The 22,141-nt window shown below is 36.3% G+C and carries 21 protein-coding genes, 1 pseudogene and 2 riboswitches; of the genes and pseudogenes, 15 read left to right on the forward strand and 7 right to left on the reverse strand.

Annotation, left to right across the window (positions count from 1 at the left end):
* The 3 genes from tnpA to BUB45_RS04480 form a co-directional block, all read left to right on the forward strand.
* Positions 1–375 (forward strand): IS200/IS605 family transposase (tnpA, locus tag BUB45_RS04470; protein ID WP_073005756.1); only part of this gene is annotated, 375 nt, incomplete at its 5' end.
* 292 nt (positions 376–667) lie between these two features.
* Positions 668–901 (forward strand): HNH/ENDO VII family nuclease, encoded by a 234-nt coding sequence (locus tag BUB45_RS04475; RefSeq protein ID WP_073005758.1) that lies wholly within the window; start codon positions 668–670, stop codon positions 899–901.
* Positions 898–1,341 (forward strand): SMI1/KNR4 family protein, encoded by a 444-nt coding sequence (locus BUB45_RS04480; RefSeq protein ID WP_073005760.1) that lies wholly within the window; start codon positions 898–900, stop codon positions 1,339–1,341. The genes BUB45_RS04475 and BUB45_RS04480 overlap by 4 nt, the downstream gene beginning before the upstream one ends.
* A 574-nt stretch (positions 1,342–1,915) precedes the next feature.
* Here BUB45_RS04480 and BUB45_RS04485 read toward each other — a convergent pair.
* The 3 genes from BUB45_RS04485 to BUB45_RS04495 are packed head-to-tail and all read right to left on the reverse strand — an operon-like array spanning position 1,916 to position 4,484.
* On the reverse strand, positions 1,916–2,401 hold the full coding sequence (locus tag BUB45_RS04485) for a hypothetical protein (protein ID WP_073005761.1): 486 nt from the start codon (positions 2,399–2,401) through the stop codon (positions 1,916–1,918).
* On the reverse strand, positions 2,398–3,189 hold the full coding sequence (locus tag BUB45_RS04490; RefSeq protein WP_073005763.1) for a DUF3100 domain-containing protein: 792 nt from the start codon (positions 3,187–3,189) through the stop codon (positions 2,398–2,400). Before BUB45_RS04490 ends, BUB45_RS04485 begins: the two co-directional genes overlap by 4 nt.
* Before the next feature lie 8 nt (positions 3,190–3,197).
* Complete coding sequence (locus BUB45_RS04495) at positions 3,198–4,484, reverse strand: M20/M25/M40 family metallo-hydrolase (protein ID WP_073005765.1); 1,287 nt, start codon at positions 4,482–4,484, stop codon at positions 3,198–3,200.
* Between the two features lie 208 nt (positions 4,485–4,692).
* Positions 4,693–4,794: riboswitch (purine riboswitch) on the forward strand.
* Between the two features lie 543 nt (positions 4,795–5,337).
* Here BUB45_RS04495 and BUB45_RS04500 point away from each other — a divergent pair.
* The 4 genes from BUB45_RS04500 (at position 5,338) to BUB45_RS04515 (ending at position 9,784) form a co-directional block, all read left to right on the forward strand.
* Positions 5,338–6,738, forward strand: a complete 1,401-nt coding sequence (locus BUB45_RS04500) for a nucleobase:cation symporter-2 family protein (RefSeq protein ID WP_073005767.1) — start codon at positions 5,338–5,340, stop codon at positions 6,736–6,738.
* Complete coding sequence (locus BUB45_RS04505; RefSeq protein WP_073005768.1) at positions 6,735–8,096, forward strand: amidohydrolase; 1,362 nt, start codon at positions 6,735–6,737, stop codon at positions 8,094–8,096. Before BUB45_RS04500 ends, BUB45_RS04505 begins: the two co-directional genes overlap by 4 nt.
* 60 nt (positions 8,097–8,156) lie before the next feature.
* Positions 8,157–9,164, forward strand: coding sequence for an aromatic ring-hydroxylating dioxygenase subunit alpha (locus tag BUB45_RS04510; RefSeq protein ID WP_073005770.1), 1,008 nt, complete (start codon positions 8,157–8,159; stop codon positions 9,162–9,164).
* 431 nt (positions 9,165–9,595) lie between these two features.
* Positions 9,596–9,784 carry a hypothetical protein gene (locus tag BUB45_RS04515; RefSeq protein WP_073005772.1) on the forward strand — a complete coding sequence of 63 codons (189 nt, stop codon included), beginning with the start codon at positions 9,596–9,598 and terminating at the stop codon, positions 9,782–9,784.
* A 185-nt stretch (positions 9,785–9,969) separates the two neighbouring features.
* Here BUB45_RS04515 and BUB45_RS04520 read toward each other — a convergent pair whose 3' ends face one another.
* The 3 genes from BUB45_RS04520 to BUB45_RS04530 form a co-directional block, all read right to left on the reverse strand.
* Positions 9,970–11,019 carry a 2,3-butanediol dehydrogenase gene (locus BUB45_RS04520; protein WP_073005773.1) on the reverse strand — a complete coding sequence of 350 codons (1,050 nt, stop codon included), beginning with the start codon at positions 11,017–11,019 and terminating at the stop codon, positions 9,970–9,972.
* 187 nt (positions 11,020–11,206) lie between these two features.
* Positions 11,207–12,088 (reverse strand): 4-hydroxy-tetrahydrodipicolinate synthase, encoded by an 882-nt coding sequence (dapA, locus tag BUB45_RS04525; RefSeq protein WP_073005775.1) that lies wholly within the window; start codon positions 12,086–12,088, stop codon positions 11,207–11,209.
* Between the two features lie 111 nt (positions 12,089–12,199).
* Positions 12,200–12,379: riboswitch (Lysine riboswitch) on the reverse strand.
* 230 nt (positions 12,380–12,609) lie between these two features.
* The gene (locus BUB45_RS04530; protein WP_073005776.1) at positions 12,610–13,149 is read right to left on the reverse strand and encodes a CueP family metal-binding protein; all 540 of its coding nucleotides are present in this window, start codon (positions 13,147–13,149) and stop codon (positions 12,610–12,612) included.
* A gap of 585 nt (positions 13,150–13,734) precedes the next feature.
* Between BUB45_RS04530 and BUB45_RS04535 the strand changes: the two genes are divergently transcribed.
* From BUB45_RS04535 to BUB45_RS04560, 6 genes are all read left to right on the forward strand, one after another.
* The gene (locus BUB45_RS04535; RefSeq protein ID WP_073005778.1) at positions 13,735–14,772 is read left to right on the forward strand and encodes a lactonase family protein; all 1,038 of its coding nucleotides are present in this window, start codon (positions 13,735–13,737) and stop codon (positions 14,770–14,772) included.
* 187 nt (positions 14,773–14,959) lie between these two features.
* The gene (locus BUB45_RS04540; protein WP_073005780.1) at positions 14,960–16,606 is read left to right on the forward strand and encodes a thiamine pyrophosphate-binding protein; all 1,647 of its coding nucleotides are present in this window, start codon (positions 14,960–14,962) and stop codon (positions 16,604–16,606) included.
* A 59-nt stretch (positions 16,607–16,665) separates the two neighbouring features.
* Entirely contained in the window at positions 16,666–17,046 is a 381-nt protein-coding gene (locus BUB45_RS04545) for a carboxymuconolactone decarboxylase family protein (RefSeq protein ID WP_084723532.1), read from the forward strand.
* Positions 17,039–17,425, forward strand: a complete 387-nt coding sequence (locus BUB45_RS04550) for a hypothetical protein (protein WP_073005783.1) — start codon at positions 17,039–17,041, stop codon at positions 17,423–17,425. Before BUB45_RS04545 ends, BUB45_RS04550 begins: the two co-directional genes overlap by 8 nt.
* Before the next feature lie 6 nt (positions 17,426–17,431).
* A complete protein-coding gene (locus BUB45_RS04555) occupies positions 17,432–18,694 on the forward strand; it encodes a methyl-accepting chemotaxis protein (protein ID WP_073005785.1) in 1,263 nt (420 codons plus the stop codon).
* Positions 18,695–18,865: 171 nt separating this feature from the next.
* Entirely contained in the window at positions 18,866–19,345 is a 480-nt protein-coding gene (locus BUB45_RS04560) for a hypothetical protein (RefSeq protein ID WP_073005787.1), read from the forward strand.
* On the opposite strand, the pseudogene BUB45_RS20745 reads toward BUB45_RS04560, so the two are convergent.
* Positions 19,323–19,427: pseudogene (locus BUB45_RS20745) on the reverse strand (hypothetical protein); the annotation flags it as partial. The gene BUB45_RS04560 and the pseudogene BUB45_RS20745 overlap by 23 nt on opposite strands.
* 597 nt (positions 19,428–20,024) lie before the next feature.
* On the opposite strand from BUB45_RS20745, the gene BUB45_RS04565 reads away from it, so the two are divergent.
* Together BUB45_RS04565 and BUB45_RS04570 are read left to right on the forward strand one after the other, a co-directional pair.
* Positions 20,025–20,465, forward strand: a complete 441-nt coding sequence (locus BUB45_RS04565) for an HTH domain-containing protein (protein ID WP_073005788.1) — start codon at positions 20,025–20,027, stop codon at positions 20,463–20,465.
* A 9-nt stretch (positions 20,466–20,474) separates the two neighbouring features.
* Positions 20,475–22,130 (forward strand): BglG family transcription antiterminator, encoded by a 1,656-nt coding sequence (locus BUB45_RS04570; RefSeq protein ID WP_073005790.1) that lies wholly within the window; start codon positions 20,475–20,477, stop codon positions 22,128–22,130.
* Positions 22,131–22,141: the final 11 nt, after the last annotated feature.

Genomic DNA, 22,141 nt, shown 5'->3' on the forward strand with positions numbered 1-22,141 from the left:
TGGGTGACAAAGTATAGATATAAGGTTTTGGGCGGGCATATAGCGGTGAGAGTGCGTGATTTGATAAGACAAGGTTGTGAAGCCAGAGGAATTACCATATTGCAAGGAAGTGTTGGGAAAGACCACATTCATTTATTATTATCTTGTCCTCCAAGTATTGCTCCAAGTAAAATATTGCAGTATCTAAAAGGAAGATCATCGAGATTATTGCAGGATGAGTTTCCAGAACTTAAAAAGAAATATTGGGGGCAGCACTTGTGGGCAAGAGGATATTTTTGTGCCACCGTAGGAACGGTAACGGAAGAAATAATAAGAAATTATATAGAAAATCAATTCAATGAAGGTAAGGACGAAATATTTAGGATAGAAGAATGAGTTTAGTCTAGCTTTGAGGATGCTTTAGCTAAGCCCTTTGAGCAGGACTTTAGCCTGGGAAACGACTTTAGTCGTCGATATTTATGTCTAAATCCACCTGCTTTAGCAGGTGGTTATTTAAGTAGTAAAAACCACCTATATAAAAACAAGGAAAAAAGACGCATGGTGTATGGGTTATTTTACCATTAGAATTTATATAGAGGAAGAAAACTGAAATGTCTTAATAACGAGGGAGAGGGAGAAGGGGGATAGTTTGTGAAGCGTGACTTACAAATTAATTATGGGGTTTTAGATGATATTATTGGCGAATACAATTGTACTCCATCACCATGAACAAAAAGTTGAGGGACCAATAATTGAGATGCCAAGTAGATACCATGATTTAGGGAATAAAAGACAACATCCATTTGGAAATTCCGGTGGAGTTGGCAGTGGAGAAGGTAGGTTAGAATTTAATAAGTGGCGTAAAGAATATTGGAAGGCAAGGTATGCCAATGAAATGATTAAAAGGGGGCTTATTGAATGAAGAGAGAAATATTAAATGCCATTAATGAAGAGTTTGAAATGTTCCCAGAAGCTTTTGGAGGACCTCTTAATATTGTGGAAGTAAACCAAGCAGAAGATGAATTAAATGTAAAATTACCAAAGGATTTTAAAGAATTTCTTTTGAGATATGGTTCTGGAGCAGTTGGTGAGGCTATTGTTTTGGGATTAAAAGAGGCGGAGTTTGTTGCAACACCGTCATTTGTAGATAAATCACTACATTTTAGGAAGGTACTGCCCAAAGGATATGAGAACTTTACTGCCATTGGTATAGACGGTGCAGGAAATTCAGTGGGCTTTAATTTCCCTGATACAGAAATTATTACATTTGATTTTAATTTCGGTGGTAAAAAATTTATAGCAGAGAGTTTTGAGGAATACTTAGAAAAAGCAATTCATGAAGAATTAAATATACATTTTTAACATTCAAGATATTAGCTGTAACAAGGTTAAAGCTCATTATGGGTGTGTGGATAAAATAAAGGAAAACAGAGCTGGTATTTTCTTTAACAACACCATCTCCTATGATTTATTTAAATTATAGTTATAGGAGATGGTGGTCACGCTTTTTGGTAACGTGGCAAGCAAAATGGACTAAAATAATCTGTTGATCGTAAATCCTAAAAACTGTGTCAACTATTAATACAAAAGCATTTGAATACTAACTAACATCAACTGAAATATACTTGGTAGGTTTCCTAATAAAGAAAACTTGTCATAGAAAAACTTGGCGACAAGCCAAGTTTTTCTGTGTTCATACCAATTGATTCTAGTAGAAATGGAAATAAAGAATGTTATAGTGATGTTTACTTCCTTGATAAAAAAGCTGAACAATCCTTTTATTATTGTTCAGCTTTTGCTATTTAATGAATGCTAATGTCTCTGGTTTTATGACCCTTAAATGGAATCATTTAACCAAGTAAGATTGCATTGTTACAAATAGTAGGTGTGTAAAACGATGATTCAAAGTTTAAAAGGTTTGTTAAAGATAAACGGTCTAATTTCCAGATAAATGCAAGCCAATCTGTGCAAGTAAGGCACTGCCTGCATATGTTCCGGTAAAAACAAAGACGGCTACGATGGCAACTTTCCATGAAGTATTTCGTAAATCAACGAGACGATTTGCAACAGATATACCCGCAAAGGTTAATATTGGTGTAGTTATGGAAAGAAAGTCAACTGCTTGAATTGCTTGGACAAAAAAATCGGATAGTAAACATAATAAAAGCGAGGTAATCGAAACCCAGCCTAAGATCGGGAAATTGCGAATAAATTTCACCGAGGATTTTTGCATCATATCAGAAATGAAAATACCAATCATTGAAAAAAGCCACAACACACCAAGACCAGCAAAGGTCATTGCTGTTATAGGGGTTGATTCGGGATTTTTTATCAATTTAATTTCCATTGTAAACAAAATTAATGCTACACTTAAGAGAAGGATTAGACCATATTTGACATATTTATTCTTTTGAATACTCATTTTTTATCACCTCGAACTAGTTTCTTATACATAAATGCTTGAATAGGCGCAGCTAAAAATACCATAGTAAAGGTGCCAAGAAAACTAGTGAGAAGTTGGCTGGCAGAAGCATATGCAAGAATGGTGCTTTCCATTTCAGGGATACGCGCGACTAATGTTGCTGAAGCTGCACTCATCATACTACCTGATCCCACACCAGATGCCATAGCAAGTGCTTCAATTCGAATTCCTAAATCGAGTAAAATAGGTGCAAAAACACTAAAAAAGATAGCCCCAAATAATGTTCCAATAATGTAGATGGAAAGAACGCCTCGTCCTTCCTTAGATTCCAATGTGTACTTTTCTGAGATATATGCAAGCTCTCCCTCCCGGCCAATACCTAACGTAGCACCAATTGCTTCTCGGCGTAAACCTAACAAAAGAGCAACTGGTAACCCGATGAACACCGTTCCTAAATTACCAAGTTCTTGAATAATAAATACCCAACCGACCTGCAAGATGTCTCTAATTTGTGGTGCGACATCTGCTCCGTATCGTGCCATTAATGGTAGCATAATTAAAATAAGGTATGTGCTAGCAAAATGAATGTTTTTTTCACTGTATATTTTTTTCATGATTCCTTTACGAAATAATTTCAGACCTAAGAACATCGTTAATATAATGGCAAAAACTAAAGGGAGTAGTCCAATTGTAAACGATCCTAATGGTATAGCTTGAAAACCTATTAATTCAGAGATGGTAATAATAATTAGTGCAAAAGCAATTAAAAAAATCAAATTTTTGTTCATGTTCTGCCTCATTTCTTTGTTGGATTCATGTTATTTTGAACAATAGATGCGATTAGTTCTTGGTAAGCTGTATAGCTTTGTTTATATAGCTTTGCTTTGTCAATGCTTCCACTCATTTGTTCCAGTACTTGTGCTAAAAATCGCGGAAATATCTCGTAAATAAACGTAGGATCGACATCTATAAAGTCATCTCCATGGATGGTTCCAGTAAAGCCGCTATAGCCAATTTGTATACATGGCATCATAAAGGAAAGGTCACCTATATCACCGGCAGCGCTAATAAAGTTATCGTTTAGTATTTCATCAATTTCAGTGTTTTTATGGAATGCTGCTTCAACAAACGTGGATAAATACCTATCTTGTACAAATGGTAAATAGCCCATTTGTGTATCAATCGTTACATTTCCTTGCAGAGCCATGGCACTTCCTTTCGCCGCATCGTCTAATTTTTCTGCTGTCGCTTTTAAATAGTCTACAGATTTCGTTCGCAAATCTGTTCCTACAACGATGTGATTTGGAATAACATTTGTAGACATATCTGATTCCATGATGATCGGATTAATTCGAACATGCTCTGACTCTTTTAATTGTTGACGACTAAGTCCGATTGCAGTATTAAATAACGTTGACATATGATACGCATTCTTAGAAGAAAATGGATCAAATCCAGCATGTGTAGCTTTCCCTTCAAAGGTGTATTTTTTGTATAAAAAACCAGCTAAATCGCAATTCATTTCAATGGTTCGTTTAGAAAATTCTCCGCCAATGGCATGCACACATATACTTAGGTCGATGTCTTCAAAAACACCTAGTTTCATAGCTTCTGGTTTCCCACCATAATGACTAATTTGACCTTCTTGTAACAATTGCTGACGATAGGTTAAATCTAAGTATTCTTCTGCGGGTACAAAAACGAATGTTAGTTTGAAATCTAAATTTTTATATGCTTTTGTCTTAAAGAAATATTGATAGAGTGCTAGAGCTATCGCTATTTGTGAGTAATGACCGCAGTTATGGGCTGCTCCTGTTTGCTCATCAGCATACATATGGGTAGGTGCATAGACTGCATCTAATTCAGCGATAAAAGCAATGTGTAAATCATCTGTTCCTTTAGTTCCTAAGCTTGTCTTAAAACCAGTTAAACTAAAATTTTCAATGTCAATATTAAGGTTTACTGCCTTTAAATAATCAATGACTTGTTTTTTTGTACGTTTTTCTTTATATCCAAGTTCAGGATGGTAATAAATATCCTCAGCGACCTGTTTTATGGCTTCATATTGTTGTTTAAATTGCATTTGGATGCCCCCTGTAAAATATGTCGAAAAAACACGAATTTATCTTATCACTATGTTGAAAGTTCGTCAATAACGAATATTTTTAAGTATATACGTTTTATTGTTCGTTTTTTAATTGTTTGATAAGTGGGAAACAAGGTAATATTTGATTTTTGCAACAAATGAACATAGGGTTGTTTTTTTAGAAATGAATGTTATACTTATCCCATTCAAATTAAATCGTAACTTTCATATAATCGCGGGGATATGGCCTGCAAGTTTCTACCGGTTTACCGTAAATAAACTGACTATGAAAAAGGTATGGCTTATGCCGTTATGGCATAGTCTATTCTTTGTTATTTCGTTAAAAGTTCGGAATACATTGCTTTTTCATGAAAAGGCAGTGTATTCCGAACTTTTTTATGGTCTAGGAATTTATAAAATTTTGCAGCTGTGGATAAACTAACTAAGTTATTTAGACACGTCCGGCTCCAGCGCCCAGCAACTAGGCGACTTCACTCCATTGCCTTACGATAAGTCATCATCGGTTCGTTCTAAATAGGAAGGCCGACTAAAGGCGGGCTTGCCGGAGGGCGCTGGCATACTCCTTTTGCAGGAGCATGATTCCTAAAACTTTCGTTGATTTGTTCCAGTCGCTACGTTGCTAACCGGGCGCTTGCGCCTTTGTTCCACTATAGGAAAGTTTAAAGGTTTATAGTATAAGAAAAACTACACCTTTCGCCATAGGACTTGGCGACAAACCAAGTTTTTCTAATTTTATCCGTGTGTATTCCAATAAGAGGAATCTAGATGGAGATAGAGGAGAAATACCTATTGTATGGAACAATCAACTAGACAAAGGGGACAACGAAGAATGAAATCATTACTGGAAGAAGACCAATTTCAGCGTAATCAACATCTATCTAAGCAAGAAAGACCACGAGTTTTAAAGTCACTTATGATTGGTTCCCAGCATGTTTTAGCAATGGATTTGTTTATTCCGCCAATTATTTTAGCTGGGCTTCTGTCGCTTTCTGTCGCAAATACAGCATTACTTATTCAAATGACATTTCTAGCTTGTGGTATTGCTACGGTGATACAAGCAGGGTTTGCAATGAAGCTACCTGTTATGCAGGGGCCTTCTTTTATACCATTGAGTGCTTTAGCAGCAATTGGAACTACCTCTGGACTAGGCGCTATGATTGGTAGCTTGATTCCTGGGGCCATATTGATTGCTTTGTTAGGCTACCCTCTCCGAATTGTTAGTAAAATTATTCAATCTTTTATACCGAAACTTGTTGCTGGAACAGTAATTATTGTGGTGGGTGTTGCATTAATGCCAAGCGCTATTCAATCAATTTATACTGCTCCAGGTCACTTTGGCACGAATGTTTTCATTGCCGCTTTGAGTATGGGAGTGTTAGTAGTATGTATTTATGTAGGTGAAACATTTATCAGGTTCAAGTTTGTGAAATTGTTTTCAGTTATTTTCGCCTTAACTATAGGCACAGTCGTAGCTTCATTCTTTGGTATGTTGGATTTTTCATCGGTGTATACAGCTAAGTGGTTTGCAATGCCGCATCTTTTTGCTTTTGGTGTCCCCACCTTTGAATGGGAAGCGATTATGATTGTGACTTTTCTTTATTTTATTATTATGATTGAAACTACAGGCACCTGGTTTACCGTTAGTAATGTGACTGGACAGCCGCTTGATGATAGACGTTTAAATGGCGGAGCATTAGGAGAAGGCATTGGCTGTTTAATAGGCGCTTGCTTTGGTGGTACATCTGTTACTGGCTATTCTTCTAATGCTGGGGTAGTAGCCATTACTGGTGTGAAAAGCCGTTATCCGGTGATAGCTGGAGGAATTATTTTAATTGCATTAAGCATGATGCCTAAAATAATGAATGCTATTGCCAGTATCCCGGCTCCAGTTGTTAACGGTGTGTTCGCTTTAGTCTGTGTCGTCATTATGATGAATGGATTTCGAGTGGTAAAAGATATCCCGTTTTCTGAACGAAATATGTTAATGATTGGCATCCCAATTATGTTAACGTTGTTTACAATATTTTTACCAGCTGAAATTATTGAAAAAATGCCAGACATAATTCACTATTTATTTTCTTCAGGGATGGCGGTTGGGGCTTTAGCAGCAGTTATATTAAATAAACTGCTACCTGAAAAAACAAATCATATAATACGAAATGTAGATAATAAACCATTAACAAGTAATGTACGTACACATTATGAAACGATCACTGGAGGAAAAAGATGAAACAAACACTTTTAAAAAATGGATATATCATTTCAATGAATGCAAATAGAGAAGTATTTGTTCACGGAGATGTTCTCATTGAAGGCAATACAATTAAAGCAGTTGGGCATGTTACAAAAGACAGTATTCACGCTGATGCCGATGTAGTAGACGTTACTGGGAAAATGGTTATGCCAGGTCTTATCAATACGCATGTTCATTTGTCACAACAATTAGGTAGGGGCATTGCAGATGATGTGGATTTACTAACATGGTTGCGTAAACGAATTTGGCCATATGAGAGCAGTATGACAGAGGAGGAAGCGTATATTTCAGCCCTTGCTTGTAGTATTGAACTTATTAAATCAGGTGTTACGACTTTGGCCGAAGCTGGCGGTCATCATGTAGATGCATTAGGAAAAGCGGTCAAAGAAGTTGGACTTCGAGCTATTTTATCCCGTTCAACCATGGATATGGGGGAAGGATTGCCATTAAATTGGCAGGAAACAACAAATGAGGCATTGAAAAAACAAGAAACACTTATAGAGAAATGGCATCATACTTCTGACGAGCGAATTAAAATGTGGTTTGGTTTACGTACTATATTTAATTGTTCTGATGATTTAATAAGACAAACAAAACAATTAGCTGATCAATATGGAGTTGGTATTCATATGCATGCAGCAGAAATAATGGATGAAATACGTTATACAAAGGAACAACGTGGTGCTTCAACTATTGAGCATTTACATAAACTTGGTTTATTGGATGAAAACTTGTTAACAGCACATATGGTTTGGCTAACAGATCGAGAAATGGATCTTGTGATGTTACATAACGTTAAAGTTTCCCATAACCCAGGCGCAGCAATGAAGGTGCTCGGTTTTGCGAGAATTCCAGAAATGCTGGAAAAAGGAATTGATGTGTCCATTGGTACAGATGGCGCGCCCGCAAATAATCGTATGGACATGATGGACGAAATGTATGTAACATCACTCTTACATAAAGGAAGAACATTGGATACAACGACTGTTCCCGCTGAGCAAGTCCTAGAAATGGCGACTGTAAAGGCAGCGAAATGTTTATTATGGGATAGGGAGATTGGTTCATTGGAGCAAGGAAAAAGGGCTGACCTCATTATTATTAACCCTAAACAAATAGGAAGTTTCCCCATGCATGACCCGATTGCCAATATCGTTTATTCCATGCATGCAAGCAATGTAGAGTCTTCCATGTGCAATGGGCAATGGTTAATGAAAGATCGAAACATTTTAACCGTTAATGAAAATGAAATAATAGAGACAGCTCAGCAATTGGCGGAAGGTGTTGTGAAACGTGCAGGCATCCATTTAAAGGAACGTTTTCTGCATGTTAGGTAAGGAGTTCTTCAGGAACGTTTTTGTTAAAATAACTTATTTATTAAACAGAAGGGGATTTGTATGAAAAAAGATCGATTATGGCAGGAGTGGCATCCAGTTTTAAAGGAAACGGAATTACACGAAGATCCAAAGCAAGTTCACATTCTTGGAGAAAGAGTAGTTTTATTTCGAAATGAAAAGGGAGTTCATGCATTTAAGGATTTATGCATTCATCGAGGTGCAGCATTGTCTTTAGGGAAAGTAAAGAATGGGAATATTGTTTGTCCATATCATGCTTGGGAGTACAATGATGAAGGGATATGTGTAAAAATACCTGCCCTACCATGCGAGCGTGCCATTCCACAAAAGGCGAAAGCAACGGTATATCATTGTCAAGTGTATGCGGGATTAATTTGGGTAAACTTAAGTGAACAGCCTTTACCATTATTAAACTATCCAGAATATAGTAGAGAAGGATATCGGACTGTTATTTGTGGCCCTTATAAAGTGAGTGCTAACGCACCTAGAGTCATTGAGAACTTCCTTGATATTTCGCATCTTATGTTTGTTCATGGTGGTTTATTGGGAGATGAGGATCATGCTGAAGTGCAAAATTATGATGTTACGTTTGTTGATGGTCGTTTTATCACAAGTGAAATACCAATCTATCAGCCCAATCCAGATGGTCGTTCAGTAGGTGGCTATACGGACTATGTATATGAAATACTTAATCCTACTACAGCTCGTTTTACCAAATCAGTTGAGGGTTCAAGGGAAGAATTCATCGTCCTCATTACAGTCGTACAAGAAGCGGATGAACAAACAAAGGTGTTTATGCTATTAACGAGAAACTATGATTTAGATAAGCCGGATGAACCATTTGTGGAGTTTCAAGATCTAATATTTAAACAAGATTTAGATGTGGTTGAAAGCCAGAAGCCTGAGTTATTGCCGTTAGATTTGCAAGCCGAAATGCATTTGAAATGTGATGCTTTAACCATTGCTTATCGTCGCTGGTTAGATGAACTTGGCATGGAAACCGGAACTACTCCTAATTATCGAACAAAGCGTGAAATAGTACCATCTTAATGATCTTGAAAAATTAAAGTCCGATTTACCATTTGAGATTCTTTGAAATATGAATGATAGATCGGATTTTCTCTTAAATGTTCGCGCAGAACCTATCCCTCGCTTCTAGTAGATTTTTTTAAACGGTAAAAAAGTATAAAAATTAGATGCTTTGTAATGAAATAACAGAATAAGCCACGTCCGGCTTCAGCGCCAGCAACTAGGCGACTTCACTCCATTGCCCTAAGATAACTCATCCTCGGTTCGTGCTAAATAGGAAAGCCAGCTAAATACGGGCTTGCCTTAGTGCGTCGGCATATTCCTATTTTAGTGGCATGATTCTTAAAACATTCGTTGATTCGTTTCACTCGCCACGTTGCTAAACGGGCGGTTGCCTTTGTTCAGCGGTTATGAGAATATGAGTAAATAACTGTGATTGGAGGGGAAGGTAATTGGAGAAGCAACTGTTAGCACATACACCCTTATTTAGAAATGCTACTACCATAAAAAGGTTGCGTAAAGGTTTTTCTACAGACCAAAAGTTTATCATTGATGATCAATACCTTGTGCGTGCCTTTTCAAGTGAGCAATCGTCAAATAGGCAAGCGGAATTTCATACACTTGCAAAGCTTGCTCCTTAAATTTGCTGAGTAAAAAACAAGGTCTATCCAAAAAGTATTTGGTTAGACCTTGTTCGCTTTTCACAAGTTAACGTTTTTAATTAGAAAGCAATTGTATATTCTAGACGTTTTCACTTTTTTGTGAGCGTCAAGATACAGGTGCTGTTCTTAAAACGATGTAAACGTATATTTTTTCGTTGTTGTGCTTATTTTTCGCCACTTAGCTCAATTAAGATTTTAGCTTGTGACTTATCTGTAGATAATAATTCAAATCCTTTTTCTACAATGTCATCTAATTGAATTTGGTTAGTAATAATGGATTGTGGTTTTAATTGTCCACTTGCCATTAAGTCGATGGTTTGTTGGAAAGATGTTGGTGTGTACGCAATAGTAGAAGTGATTTTCACACCTTTTCCAGTTAGTTGCATTGGGTTCCACTCAATTGGTCTAGCAAAAATAGAAACGATGACCATCGTTCCACGTGGTTTTGTTACTTCAATAGATTGTTTGAAAGTAGGCGCTACACCAGCAACTTCAAATGAAGCATTGACACCCTCAGGGACGATATCGAAAACAGCTTTTACTGGGTCTGTTTCCCCTGAATTAATGACGTGTGTCGCACCAACTTCTTTTGCTTTTTCTAAACGTGTTTCAGATAAGTCTAATGCGATAATTTTGCTTGCTCCAGCTGCTCTTGCTGCTAGGATGGTTAACAAGCCAATTGGACCAGCACCAAATACTGCAACAGTGTCGCCAAATTGCATGCCAGCTTCTTTCACAGCTTGAACTGCTACTGCTGTAGGTTCAATTAATGCCCCATCTTGTAAAGTTAATGGTTCTGGTAAAAGATACACGTTGTTTTCTGGCACATTGGCAAAAGATGTGAATCCACCATCTGTGTGCAAGCCGACAAAAGAAAAACCATCATATGGATCAAGATCTTCTGATTTGTCGCCATGCGTAATAGTTGGATTTACAGCTACGCGGTCGCCTGGTTTGAAGTTTGTTACCTTTGCCCCAACTTCTTCAATGACACCAGCAAATTCATGTCCCATGGTAAGCGGCGCAATACCACCAGCTAATTCATCTTCTTTTTCTGTTGGAATAAATACTGGACCTTCTTCATACTCATGTAAGTCGCTACCGCATAGACCAGCCCATGCAACCTTTACTTTAACCTCTGTGTCTTTTAATGGTTTTTGTTCTCTTTCTTCTACGCGAATGTCTTTTTTTCCATACCATACTGCTGCTTTCATAATGTTGTTACCCCCAAAAGAAATTTTTTACAAACTAACTCCGGTATTATTGTATCGTAGATTTACAAATTTCGACACTCTTTTGTTTGGGGTAACGACAATGTAACAAATTGTTCATATTTATGACGTTTATCTTCAAGGGATTACAACTGTATAGAAGGTATTCACTTCATGGTAATGAATAAACCTATTTTAAAATGCCAGAGGCAGTAAGTTGTTGTTCTAGTTTATCCCATTCCATCTTTGTTAACCCTTGTATTGGCAGACGGACATCTCCAACCGTAACGCCTAGCATATTTAGAGCACTTTTAACCGGAGCCGGACTTGACTGAGCAAACATTGCTTTCATTATTGGCAGTAATTTTTGGTGCAATTTTGCGCTTGTAGTGACGTCACCATTCCTAAAATGCTGGATCATTTTCTGCATTTGGTTACCAATAATATGAGAGGAAACGGATACAATGCCATTTGCACCAATGGCAATGGCAGGTAGCGTTAAGCTATCATCTCCACAGTATAAAGTGAAATTATCTGGAGTGTTAGAGATTATGGTTGTCATTTGATCTAAATTACCACTTGCTTCTTTAACGGATACAATATTTTCTATGTTGGAAAGACGATTGATCGTATCCGCTTCTACATGGACAGAAGTTCTGCCAGGTACGTTATAAAGCATTATTGGTAAATGTGTTGCGTTAGCAATCGTAGAAAAATGCTGATAAATTCCTTCTTGAGAAGGCTTGTTGTAGTAAGGAGTGACAAGCATAATTGCGTCGACACCAGTTTTTTCAGCCTGCTCGGTTAATTCAATGGAAGCTTTCGTATTATTAGAACCTGTTCCGGCTATTATTTTTGCTCGTCCTTTAGAAACTGTAACTACATGTTTAAATAAAGCGATTTTTTCATCATTGGTTAATGTTGGTGATTCTCCAGTAGTACCAGCAATAACTAAACCATCCGATCCATTTTCAATTAAGTAGTTGACAAGTTTTTCAACGGCATAAAAATCAATATTTTCGTTGTTGTCAAATGGTGTTACCATTGCAGTGATAACTTGGCCAAAATTCATTACTTCACACCCTTTTTTAAAATTATAGTGTAGGTAACAAGGCAATTTTGTACGCAAAAAAGCAACAGCGATGGCATATCGCTGCTGCTTTGAAAGTGTAAAAGCTTCATGCGTCTAGATAGCCCTCCATATAGTTACCTATATGACAGTCCTGTATTTGTTCAATAGCAGAACCAGCTGTAGAAGTAATGAGTTCTCTACAACTTCGGCAAGGCACCCTTTTCACTATTTTCTATGGATCTCATTATCCTCCAATAGTGTACTTTTGAGCCTCGCACCTCTATCCTTATTTCAATAACATTTTGAAATAGGAATATATTCGATTGTCTGTACTATAGCAGATTTCTCCTTGTTATGCAAGAACGCTTTTTAGATGTCGAAATGCGTTTTATCTATAAAAATCTTTAAGATTAGCATACTTTGATCCATTATCTATTATAGAATTGAAATCTAATCTTAGGCGTGCTTGCAAGCCACCTTTTGTCTAAAGTTCGTTGATCTAGGCTTTAGCTAAGTGATACCTACGTTAATTGCATATTGGTAAGGCAAGTTGGGTCTTCTGTATAGGAGGAAAATTCTGATACAACTTGTTTGCCATCATGCTTAATTGTAATCGAGTAATCTTTATCTCTAGGAACCCATAAGTCAATAAAACCATTTGCCAAAGACATTACTTTTTCATCGACAACGACATTACCATCTTCATCTTCAATATATACATCAAATTCTTTCTCTACCATTTCACCTTGGCATCCTGTTAAACTATGGTAAGTACAAGGATGCGTTTGTTCGACAAATGGAGCGATAGAAACGAAAAATTCATCTTTAGGGAGTTCATAGCTTTTTTCTTTTCCAGCTGTAGTATTTACAATGAGCTCTTCCCCAGTAATCGAAGCTGATTCTGCTTCTTTTTTGTCCGTGCTGTAATCGTTTACTAATTGTTTAACGTCTACTTTATCACTATTCTCTTTAGTTTCACTTGTATCGTCGTTATTACATGCTACTAGTATTAGCGCGAATAGTGATAGTAGCAAGAAGGGTAGTAAGGATTTTAATTTCAATGTCTTTACCTCCATTTTCACACTATAAAAAAAGTAAGCATGCTTATAGTGTATTGTTTTAGAAAAGTATAGCAAATCGTACATTAGGTAATCAATTATTTGCTAGCAGTATTAATGGGATTTATCCGTACTGTGTTTGTAAAAATTCGTAAATATCATAAAGGGTGATTACAATTAAAAACAAAGAAGCATATAAATCTGTCGGATTAGCTATTTTTGATGTAGTTACTTTAGGTATTCCGCTAAATATTCGCAGTTGGCTTAAGCAACCAAAAAAATCGTTTAATTAACACTTATTATATTCCCTATTATTTTCTTATTCATATGGTTGATTTATTCTCTGTGAAAACTTTCTCTAGCACTAGGGTCCTCTCCAATAATTAAAGGCAATAATAGGCAATATCAGCAGATCCATTGATAGATAAAATGGAGAAATTGTAAATAATATGGTTTTTAATGATTGATACGTAACCCTTCACTAAAGTAATTATGATGTTAAGCAGTTTCTCCCTCTCCGTGTTTTACTTTTTATTCATTTGCGCTTAGACTTTAAGTACACATCTTTTTAAAAAGGAAGGTATCATCATGAAAAATAATTTTCTTGGATATGCAGGGACGTATACGCGTAATACAAGTAAGGGTATCTATCGTTTTGAATTAGATCCAAAAGCGAAAAAAATAACAGCAGTTGAAGTAGCCGCTGAAGTTGGGAGCCCAACGTATGTAGCCGTTAGTGAGGATAACCGTTACTTGTTCTCCATTGGACAAGATGGAGATTTAGGCGGTGTACAAGCTTATCAAATAAAACAAGAAACAGGGGAACTAATAAAAATAGATGAACAACTGACAGAAGGGAAATCCCCATGTCACTTATCCATTTATGACAATCAAATAGTTACTGGTAATTACCATAGAGGCGAGGTAGTTTTATACGCTTTTGAAGATAACAAAGCATTAGTAACTGCGTCCGCTATACAACATAACGGTGATGGTCCTCATGAGCGTCAAGAAAAATCACACGTTCATTTTGCTGGATTTACGCCAGATCATAACTATGTAGTCGTTTGTGATCTAGGTACAGATGAGCTAGTAACCTACCGTATAGAAGATAATAAACTTGTTCGTCATCAAACACGAACCGTAAAACCGGGAAGTGGTCCAAGACATATTGTATTTCATCCCAATGGGAAAACAGCGTATTTACTTACGGAGCTTAGTTCAGAAGTAATTGTGCTAGATTATGATGCACAAACAGGAACTTTTTCAGAAAAGCAAACCGTGCTTGCGAAACCAGCAGATTTCACAGAAACAAACGATGCTAGTGCGATTCATATCTCGTCAGACGGAAAATTTGTTTACACTGGTAATCGCGGTCACAATAGTATCGCGCTATTTGAAGTAGATGCAGAAACAGACGAATTAACCTTTATAGAATTCACTGCAACAGGCGGAGAGTGGCCACGTGATTTTGTATTAGATCCTAGTGAGTCCTTCATTGTTGCTTCCAATCAGCATAGTGGAAACTTAGTTTTATTTGCACGCGACCAAAAGACGGGAAAATTAACACCAATGGATTCTACTGTCGAAGTTCCTGAAGTAGTCTGTGTGAAATTTTTAAACTAGTTTTACATTGCTTGAATATACGAAATAACAGTATTACAATTACTAATCCGTTAAAGACTTGGCTTTAAGCCAAGTCTTTTTGGTTTTTCAGCTAATAAAATGAAGAAATGACTAAATATACCATAATATCCACCGATATAAACAAAGCAAAAGCATAAAACATCTTCTAAGGAGGGGAGCAAAAAATATGTTAACCGTTGCAGCACAAATCGTAGAAATCTTAAAAGGACAAGGCTGCCAATATGCCTTTGGAGTTCCAGGTAAGCCTATTGTGCCACTCATTTTAGAAATGGAACATCGCGACATGAATTTTGTATTAGCACGACATGAATGTAGTGCTGGTTATATGGCAACAGGCTATGCCTTGAAAAATGATAGTTTAGCAGTTGCTATTGGTACATCAGGTCCTGGAGGAACGAACCTTCTTACAGCCGCAGCACAAGCAAAAGCATATCATGCACCTGTCTTGTTTATTACTGGTCATCCACCATTAACGGATATGGGGAAGCCAGTTGGTCAAGACTCAAGTATGTTTGGTACGGATTTAACAGAAATGTTTCGTTCTGTAACGTTGTTTAGCGCAAAGGTAGAGGATGCAAACCTGTTAAAAAAATATATGCAGTACGCTTTAGAACGAGCCTTGCTTGGAGAAAAAGGGCCAGTACATTTATCCATTCCCCTAGATGTACTTATTGATAAGATAGCCCCATTCACATCGCCTATAAAGCTAATAAATGATACTCCTATTTCAGGGAATCTGAAGCAAGCAGCCCACATATTGCAAGATGCGAAACGCCCTGTTCTATTGTTAGGAAAAGGGGTTCACATAGCTAAGGCTTACCGAGAAGTAATGCAGTTTAGTGAAAAATGGAATATTCCGGTCATGACCACACCAGGAGGTAAAGGAACATTTCCCACAAAACATCGACTTTCATTAGGGGCGTATGGACTAGGTGGTACGGAAGCCGCTACTGCTTATATGGCTGAGGGTGTAGATGTGATGGTTGTTATTGGATCTAAGTTAACGGATATGTCAATAGCTGGATTGGCAAGTGAACAATACCCTAAAACAATGATTCATTTTGATCAACAGGCTAATTTTATCGGAAAGTCTATTTTAGTAGATACTGTATTTGTTAAAGGAGATGCAAAAAAGAATCTTCAGCAGTTAAATACGAACTATTCTTCAAATAGGGAAACGCCCAATTTAAAGCCGTATTGGAAAAAAGAAATACGTGATATAGAAGAAAAGAAAAAAGACCAAGCTGTATACCGAAATTTATCTACAGCAGAAGTTATGAAATGTTTAAGAGCCGTATTACCTGAGGAGACCGTTGTATTTGGAGACGATGGTAGCCATACTTTCTATGCTATTAAATATTTTGATATTGTAAAATCTGGTACTTTCTTTTTTGACGATGTATTTGGTGCGATGGGGCACGGGCTTAATTTTGCAATTGGAGCAAAAATAGCTGCAAAAGCAACACCTGTTGTTAGTTTTACAGGTGATGGCTGTGTGATGATGCAAGGGACGGAAATATCGACAGCTGTAAACCAAAAAATTCCAATGATTTTCTATGTGTTTAATAATGGCATGCTTGACATGGTAGATAAAGGGATGCGTTATAACATTGGTAGATCAGCAGGAACAAGGTATACGACTGCAATGAATGCGACATTGTTTGCTGAATCTCTAGGCGCAATCGGTTATCGTTGCACAAAAATGGAAGAAATTGTCCAAGCAACTGAAATAGCGTTAAAAGAGCGACAAACAGCAGTTATTGAAATCCTAGTGGAAAAAGAGGAAGTCCCTCCAACATTAAAACGTGGGTAAGGTGGAAATTTGCCATCTTTCCCGTCTTCATAAAGTTACCAAGATAGGAGATGAATATATTGAACAAACAAGAAAGAGGATGGAAGCAAATTGAAGAATTAGCCGGTTCTAAAGGAATAGATGCGATGAAAGAAGTTGAAAAGTTTTCGCCGCGTTTAGCTAAGCTTGCTTTAGAATTTGGCTATGGGGATGTTTATCACAATGATTCGCTTGATTTAAAGCAACGAGCCCTTATTACGCTATCTTCTTTAATTACCCAAGGCGATGCTGGAAGAGGATTAACCTATCATTTCCATGCAGCGCTAAACGTAGGTGTTCATCAGTCGGAAATTTTAGAATTAATCAATCATTGTAGTGCTTATGCAGGATTTCCAAAGGCAATTCATGCATTGCATATTTTTAAATCAGTAGTTGAAGAAAGGGAGAAGAACAATGGCTAAGTACGAAATGAAAGTGTATAAAGATGTACTATATTTTAACTACTTTGAAATGGCTGGGACGAAAGAGGAAGCTGAGAAGCATGCAAATGCAGTAAAAGAAGTTTTACAAAAACCCGAAATAAAAAAATTCCTTAATGATAATAGCAAAATTATAGGTGTAGCTAAGCCAGAGGTTAATATGGTATGGGGGAAATTTATGGAATGGGTAAGCAGTAATATTGAGAAAAACGCTACTGTAGCACCAAGTGTGGCGCTAAAAATGCAGTTGAATCGCTTATCTAGAACAGCAGGTACATATGACTCCATACGAGCTTTTACGAAATTAGATGAAGCACTGGAGTTCATGGGTATTCCAGAATTCAAAATAAATGAAGGATGAAAAGAGATGAAAAAAGTAGGAAGAAGCTTAACGGTTTATCAAACATTATTATTGTATTTGTTTTTATTTACTTTAATTATTACCTTTATACCTTTGGTTACACTTTTCATATTCATTATCTCAGATATTAGTTTAAAATCTATTTCTGCAATAATCGGGCTATCTATTGCAAGTTTACTCTCCCTGTGCTTTGCCTATATGTATGGACATTTTCTGTTTTCTCCGTTTAAACAAAATGTAAAAGATATAGATGTTAGCGGAGATGATTCTCTCCACCATCCTGTGTATAAGTGGGTGAAGGAGTGGATAATGAATACAGAGAATAATTCAGTAAATGAACAAGATCGACAAGTAATGGAGTTAGTTGAACAAACAGCTGCATCTTCTCAGCAGTTGATGTCTACAACGGAAGAGACGACGAAAGCAACAGGCGAAATTTCTGCGTCCATTCAAGAATTAGCTTCTGGAGCCGATATGCAAACACAATCCATTCAAACGATTAATGATTCTTCATCGCAAGTCTTTTTTACGTTAACGGAAATAGATGAAAGTACGAAATTTGTAAAAGAGACGTCGAAAACAGCTAAGAAAAATGCGAAAAACGGAAGTGATGTTGTTTTTAGTGCTACCGAGCAAATGGATGAGATAGCGAAGCAAGTGGATGATTCTATTCACGTCGTCAATGATTTAAAAGAAAAAATGAACCAGGTCGGAGAAATATTGTCGCTTATAACGGATATATCAAATCAAACGAATCTGCTTTCTTTAAATGCTGCAATTGAGGCTGCGCGTGCGGGTGAGCATGGGAAAGGATTCTCTGTAGTTGCTGAAGAAGTTCGCAAATTAGCAGAGCAAACAAATGCAGCAACAGCTAAAACACAGCATCTAATTGATGAAATTCAAGGTGGAACAAAAGAAGTTATTGATGTCATTCAGGAAAGTGGAAATACGATTAAACAAGGTGTATCCAGAAATGGTGAAATTTCTCAAGTATTTCAGCTTATTTCTCAAGATGTGGATGTAGTTGATGAATTTATTCAAGATTTATCAGAAGCTGTTCATGAGGTAAAGGAAAATATGAATGGTGTTACTTCATCTATGGAAGATGTATCTAGCGTTGCGAGTCAATCGACAGCTAATCTACAAAATATTGTAGCGGTCGTTGAGGAACTAAATGCGTCTATGCAGGAGGTATCTTCTTCAGCCTCATTACTAGCTGATATATCGACGAAATTAAATGATCAAGTCGATAATGAGTTCTATAAATAGGATTTTTTAATTAAGCGTAATGGGGTCAGCTTGTATTACTAAATTTGCTAGTGATTAAAACTTGTGCTTTGATCTTTCTTATGTGAAATTTTCTATTTATTATTGTTTTATTTGGGTAATTTAGCTAAGATAGGTGGTAATAATTAAATTAATTGTTCAAAGGGGAATTTAATGTCAAAACGCAAATACGTATTGATTGGCATAATGTTAATGGTGTTTTTTGTTATTGGGTATTTTAATATATCACTAACGTCATTGCCAACTACATTTGTGAATGTATTTAAAGATAACCTTACAAATGAGGAAAAATTTGAACAAGTAAATAGAATAGAGATTCGACAGGGTGGTATAGTAACCGAAGACTTTGATTATATTGCACCTGAGAATGATAGCGTGTTAACCTTAGACAATGAAGATGAAATTTATCAGATATTAAATAGTGATCTTCGTATTTATAATGGCGGAAGAATTGAAGATAATACAAATAGCGTTTTTTATTTATTTATCCGTTTTGAAGATGGAGCGGAACAACAGTACAAAATAGCGAAAGAATATATTGTAGTGTCTCTCCCGAATAACTATAAGAAGTATAAGGTTTTGGATGACAATAATGAACTATATGATTATCTTAAGTCATTATATAATGAATAGATTTATCATCTTTATTTTTCAGGTTAAGCCATGATAGCATTTCAATAATCACAGCATTCATTTTATTATTAATTGTTTCTTCACCATATTTGCCTTTTCAGTGTTTTGATCAGATCGCTTTAGCAACTGAAAATAATTAAAATCACCAGTGTGTGAAATGGTGGTTTGCTCCGCGACTTAAAGCCTTTGTTGCCGGACTCAGCCTAAAAGACTCACTGAATATGCGGGTGCGTTATTAAATGGTTACAGTATGTACATCTTTGATGTCCCGATTTACGAAAAAAAAGGGGCTGTCGCAAAATGCATATTATGCATTTGCTGACAGCTCCTTTTTCTATATGAGATTGCTCGTTTTAAGATGCATTATTTTATTTATGGTGATAAAAGGAAATTAAATCGGTTATTGACGCACTTAAAAAAGCCTCGCCTTTTTTAAAAGATAAACGTAGCGAGCGGAGCGAATCAACTAAAGTTTTTAGGAATCATGCTCCTGCAACAGGAGTATGCCCGGCGCCCTTCGGCAAGCCTTCATCTTTCCCTTCATTTGAAAACTAAATTGACCTCCGCCCATTTATTGCACAAACCCCTGTGATATTTTTGGTCTTATGGGAATAGAAATGTTCGCTTATAATAAAGTTAAGACATACTACTAATTCATAAAATGGCAGGTGGTAAATTCATGAACCAACGTAGTATGGCAGTACTGAATATGTTAGTTGAACAAGAAGGATATCTTTCAAGTGAACAGCTGGCGAAAGCATTTCACGTTTCAAGAAGAACGATTTATAACGATATAGGAAAAATCAATGATTGGCTTAAAAAGCAAAAGTTGGAGATCGTGAAACAAGTGAGAGCAGAGGGCTTTTATCTAGAGGCAAGTACAAAAGAAGCTCTAAGCCAAACGGATTCGCTCGTTCAGGCTCAATATTATGAGTATACAAAAGAAGAACGCAAAGCATGGATATATTTGCATATTACATGCAGTTCTAAAACTTATTTTCTTGAAGATTTTCAAAACCTTTTTCAAGTAAGTAGAAATACAGTATTAGAAGATATAAAGGCATTAAAAAACGAAATTCAACTTGAGCAATTACAAATGCATACTAACCGAAGACAATGATACCATATTATGGGAGAAGAAATAGATATTAGAAAAACAATTACTCAATATCTTTCTGTTGTTACTCCAATGGACAATTGGTACAGCCTATTACATTATCCACATACACATGAAAAAGACCTGCCACCAACGTACACTATATTTAATGTGAAAATCCTGCAGCATATTCATCATCACCTCATTAAATATGAGCAACGATTTAAAATTGAAATTATTGATGACGTGCTAAACAGTTTAGTCCTCTGGTTTCATTGTTTTATAAAGCGAATGGAACAAGAGGCTATTGTACAAATAGATCCGATCGAGAAGGAAATTATTGAGACAACGGATGTTTACGTAGGTGTACAAACGCTATGTCAAGAATTATTAGCAAACGACATAGATGATACAGATAAGAAACAAGAGAGTTATTATTTCGCTAAATATTTACTCAGTGCGAAAGTGAATTATGATTTGACGCCAAATAAAGAAGATAGTGTTATGAAGTCATTAATAGATGTAGTTGAAAAAATGGTCAATGATTTTCAACTATATGCGGCAGTGGAATTTGATGAACCGAAACAGATTATGGATAATTTGCTCCTTCATCTAAAACCTGCATATTATCGAATTATGTATGGAATTAAATTAGAAAATACATTGCTGGATTCGGTTAAACAGACATATCCAGAAGTTTTTCAAATTACAAAGCAAGTGATGAAACATTTTGAAGAGCTTATTGAAAAAGTAGTAGATGACAATGAGATCGCTTTTATTGCTACTCATTTTGGCGGATGGCTTCGAAGGGAAGGGGTTGTTCTTGAAGATAAACCTAAGCGTTTATTAATCGTTTGTACGAATGGTTTAGGAACCTCCAAATTACTAGAGAGTCAATTATTATCACTGTTTTCGAATGTGGAATTTCAAGGTGTAACGTCATTAAGAGAATACCAACAAATGAATTTGGCTGTTGATTTTATTGTTTCAACCATAGGTCTTCCAGATCGAGGTGTACCTGTGTTTGTTGTTAGCCCTGTATTAAGCAATGATGAGAAAGAACAGTTGTTGAAAAACGTAAATAGTTTATTTTCCATCAATGCTCGACAAGAATATTCTGTGGAAACGCTTTTAGACATCGTTCATCGCTATGCTACTATTCAGAAAGAAGATGAGCTGCGAAAAGAATTAAGGAGATTTTTGTATACTCCTGAACAGAGGAATCATCAAAAGCAAAGTTTACAACAATTATTGCCTATTCATCATGTTCAATTGCAAACTAGTGTTTCTACATGGCAACAAGCAATTACTTGTGCAGCTCAACCTTTAGTAAAGGAAGGGTTTATTAATCAACGTTATATAGATGACATGCTGCAAGCCGTTGATAAAAATGGTCCTTACATTGTTATTTCTGACCAATTTGCTTTGCCTCATGCTGGTCCATCAAAAAATGTATTTCAAACGGGGTTAAGTATGCTTTGTTTGAAACAACCGGTAAATTTATTAGGCAAAGAAGTTTCAATTATCGTTGTCTTAGCTTCTAAAGATAACGAACAACATTTAAAAGCGTTAGCACAGTTAACGAAGTTGTTTTCTGAAAAAAATAATAAACAGCTCGTAATGGAGGCTAAGGATACGTTTACTATATATGAATTAATTAAACAGTATTCGCAAAGCATATTGGAATAGCAGAAAGAAAG

The sequence above is a fragment of the Virgibacillus chiguensis genome (assembly GCF_900129865.1).
GTDB classification, from domain to species: domain Bacteria; phylum Bacillota; class Bacilli; order Bacillales; family Amphibacillaceae; genus Virgibacillus; species Virgibacillus chiguensis.

What these genes read in the sequence shown, in the direction of transcription:
- BUB45_RS04475 (WP_073005758.1), top strand. Translation starts at nt 668, where the DNA reads ATGATATTATTGGCGAATACAATTGTACTCCATCACCATGAACAAAAA.
- BUB45_RS04480 (WP_073005760.1), top strand. Translation starts at nt 898, where the DNA reads ATGAAGAGAGAAATATTAAATGCCATTAATGAAGAGTTTGAAATGTTC.
- BUB45_RS04485 (WP_073005761.1), bottom strand. Translation starts at nt 2,401, where the DNA reads ATGAGTATTCAAAAGAATAAATATGTCAAATATGGTCTAATCCTTCTC.
- BUB45_RS04490 (WP_073005763.1), bottom strand. Translation starts at nt 3,189, where the DNA reads ATGAACAAAAATTTGATTTTTTTAATTGCTTTTGCACTAATTATTATT.
- BUB45_RS04495 (WP_073005765.1), bottom strand. Translation starts at nt 4,484, where the DNA reads ATGCAATTTAAACAACAATATGAAGCCATAAAACAGGTCGCTGAGGAT.
- BUB45_RS04500 (WP_073005767.1), top strand. Translation starts at nt 5,338, where the DNA reads ATGAAATCATTACTGGAAGAAGACCAATTTCAGCGTAATCAACATCTA.
- BUB45_RS04505 (WP_073005768.1), top strand. Translation starts at nt 6,735, where the DNA reads ATGAAACAAACACTTTTAAAAAATGGATATATCATTTCAATGAATGCA.
- BUB45_RS04510 (WP_073005770.1), top strand. Translation starts at nt 8,157, where the DNA reads ATGAAAAAAGATCGATTATGGCAGGAGTGGCATCCAGTTTTAAAGGAA.
- BUB45_RS04520 (WP_073005773.1), bottom strand. Translation starts at nt 11,019, where the DNA reads ATGAAAGCAGCAGTATGGTATGGAAAAAAAGACATTCGCGTAGAAGAA.
- dapA (WP_073005775.1), bottom strand. Translation starts at nt 12,088, where the DNA reads ATGAATTTTGGCCAAGTTATCACTGCAATGGTAACACCATTTGACAAC.
- BUB45_RS04535 (WP_073005778.1), top strand. Translation starts at nt 13,735, where the DNA reads ATGAAAAATAATTTTCTTGGATATGCAGGGACGTATACGCGTAATACA.
- BUB45_RS04540 (WP_073005780.1), top strand. Translation starts at nt 14,960, where the DNA reads ATGTTAACCGTTGCAGCACAAATCGTAGAAATCTTAAAAGGACAAGGC.
- BUB45_RS04550 (WP_073005783.1), top strand. Translation starts at nt 17,039, where the DNA reads ATGGCTAAGTACGAAATGAAAGTGTATAAAGATGTACTATATTTTAAC.
- BUB45_RS04555 (WP_073005785.1), top strand. Translation starts at nt 17,432, where the DNA reads ATGAAAAAAGTAGGAAGAAGCTTAACGGTTTATCAAACATTATTATTG.
- BUB45_RS04560 (WP_073005787.1), top strand. Translation starts at nt 18,866, where the DNA reads ATGTCAAAACGCAAATACGTATTGATTGGCATAATGTTAATGGTGTTT.
- BUB45_RS04565 (WP_073005788.1), top strand. Translation starts at nt 20,025, where the DNA reads ATGAACCAACGTAGTATGGCAGTACTGAATATGTTAGTTGAACAAGAA.
- BUB45_RS04570 (WP_073005790.1), top strand. Translation starts at nt 20,475, where the DNA reads ATGGGAGAAGAAATAGATATTAGAAAAACAATTACTCAATATCTTTCT.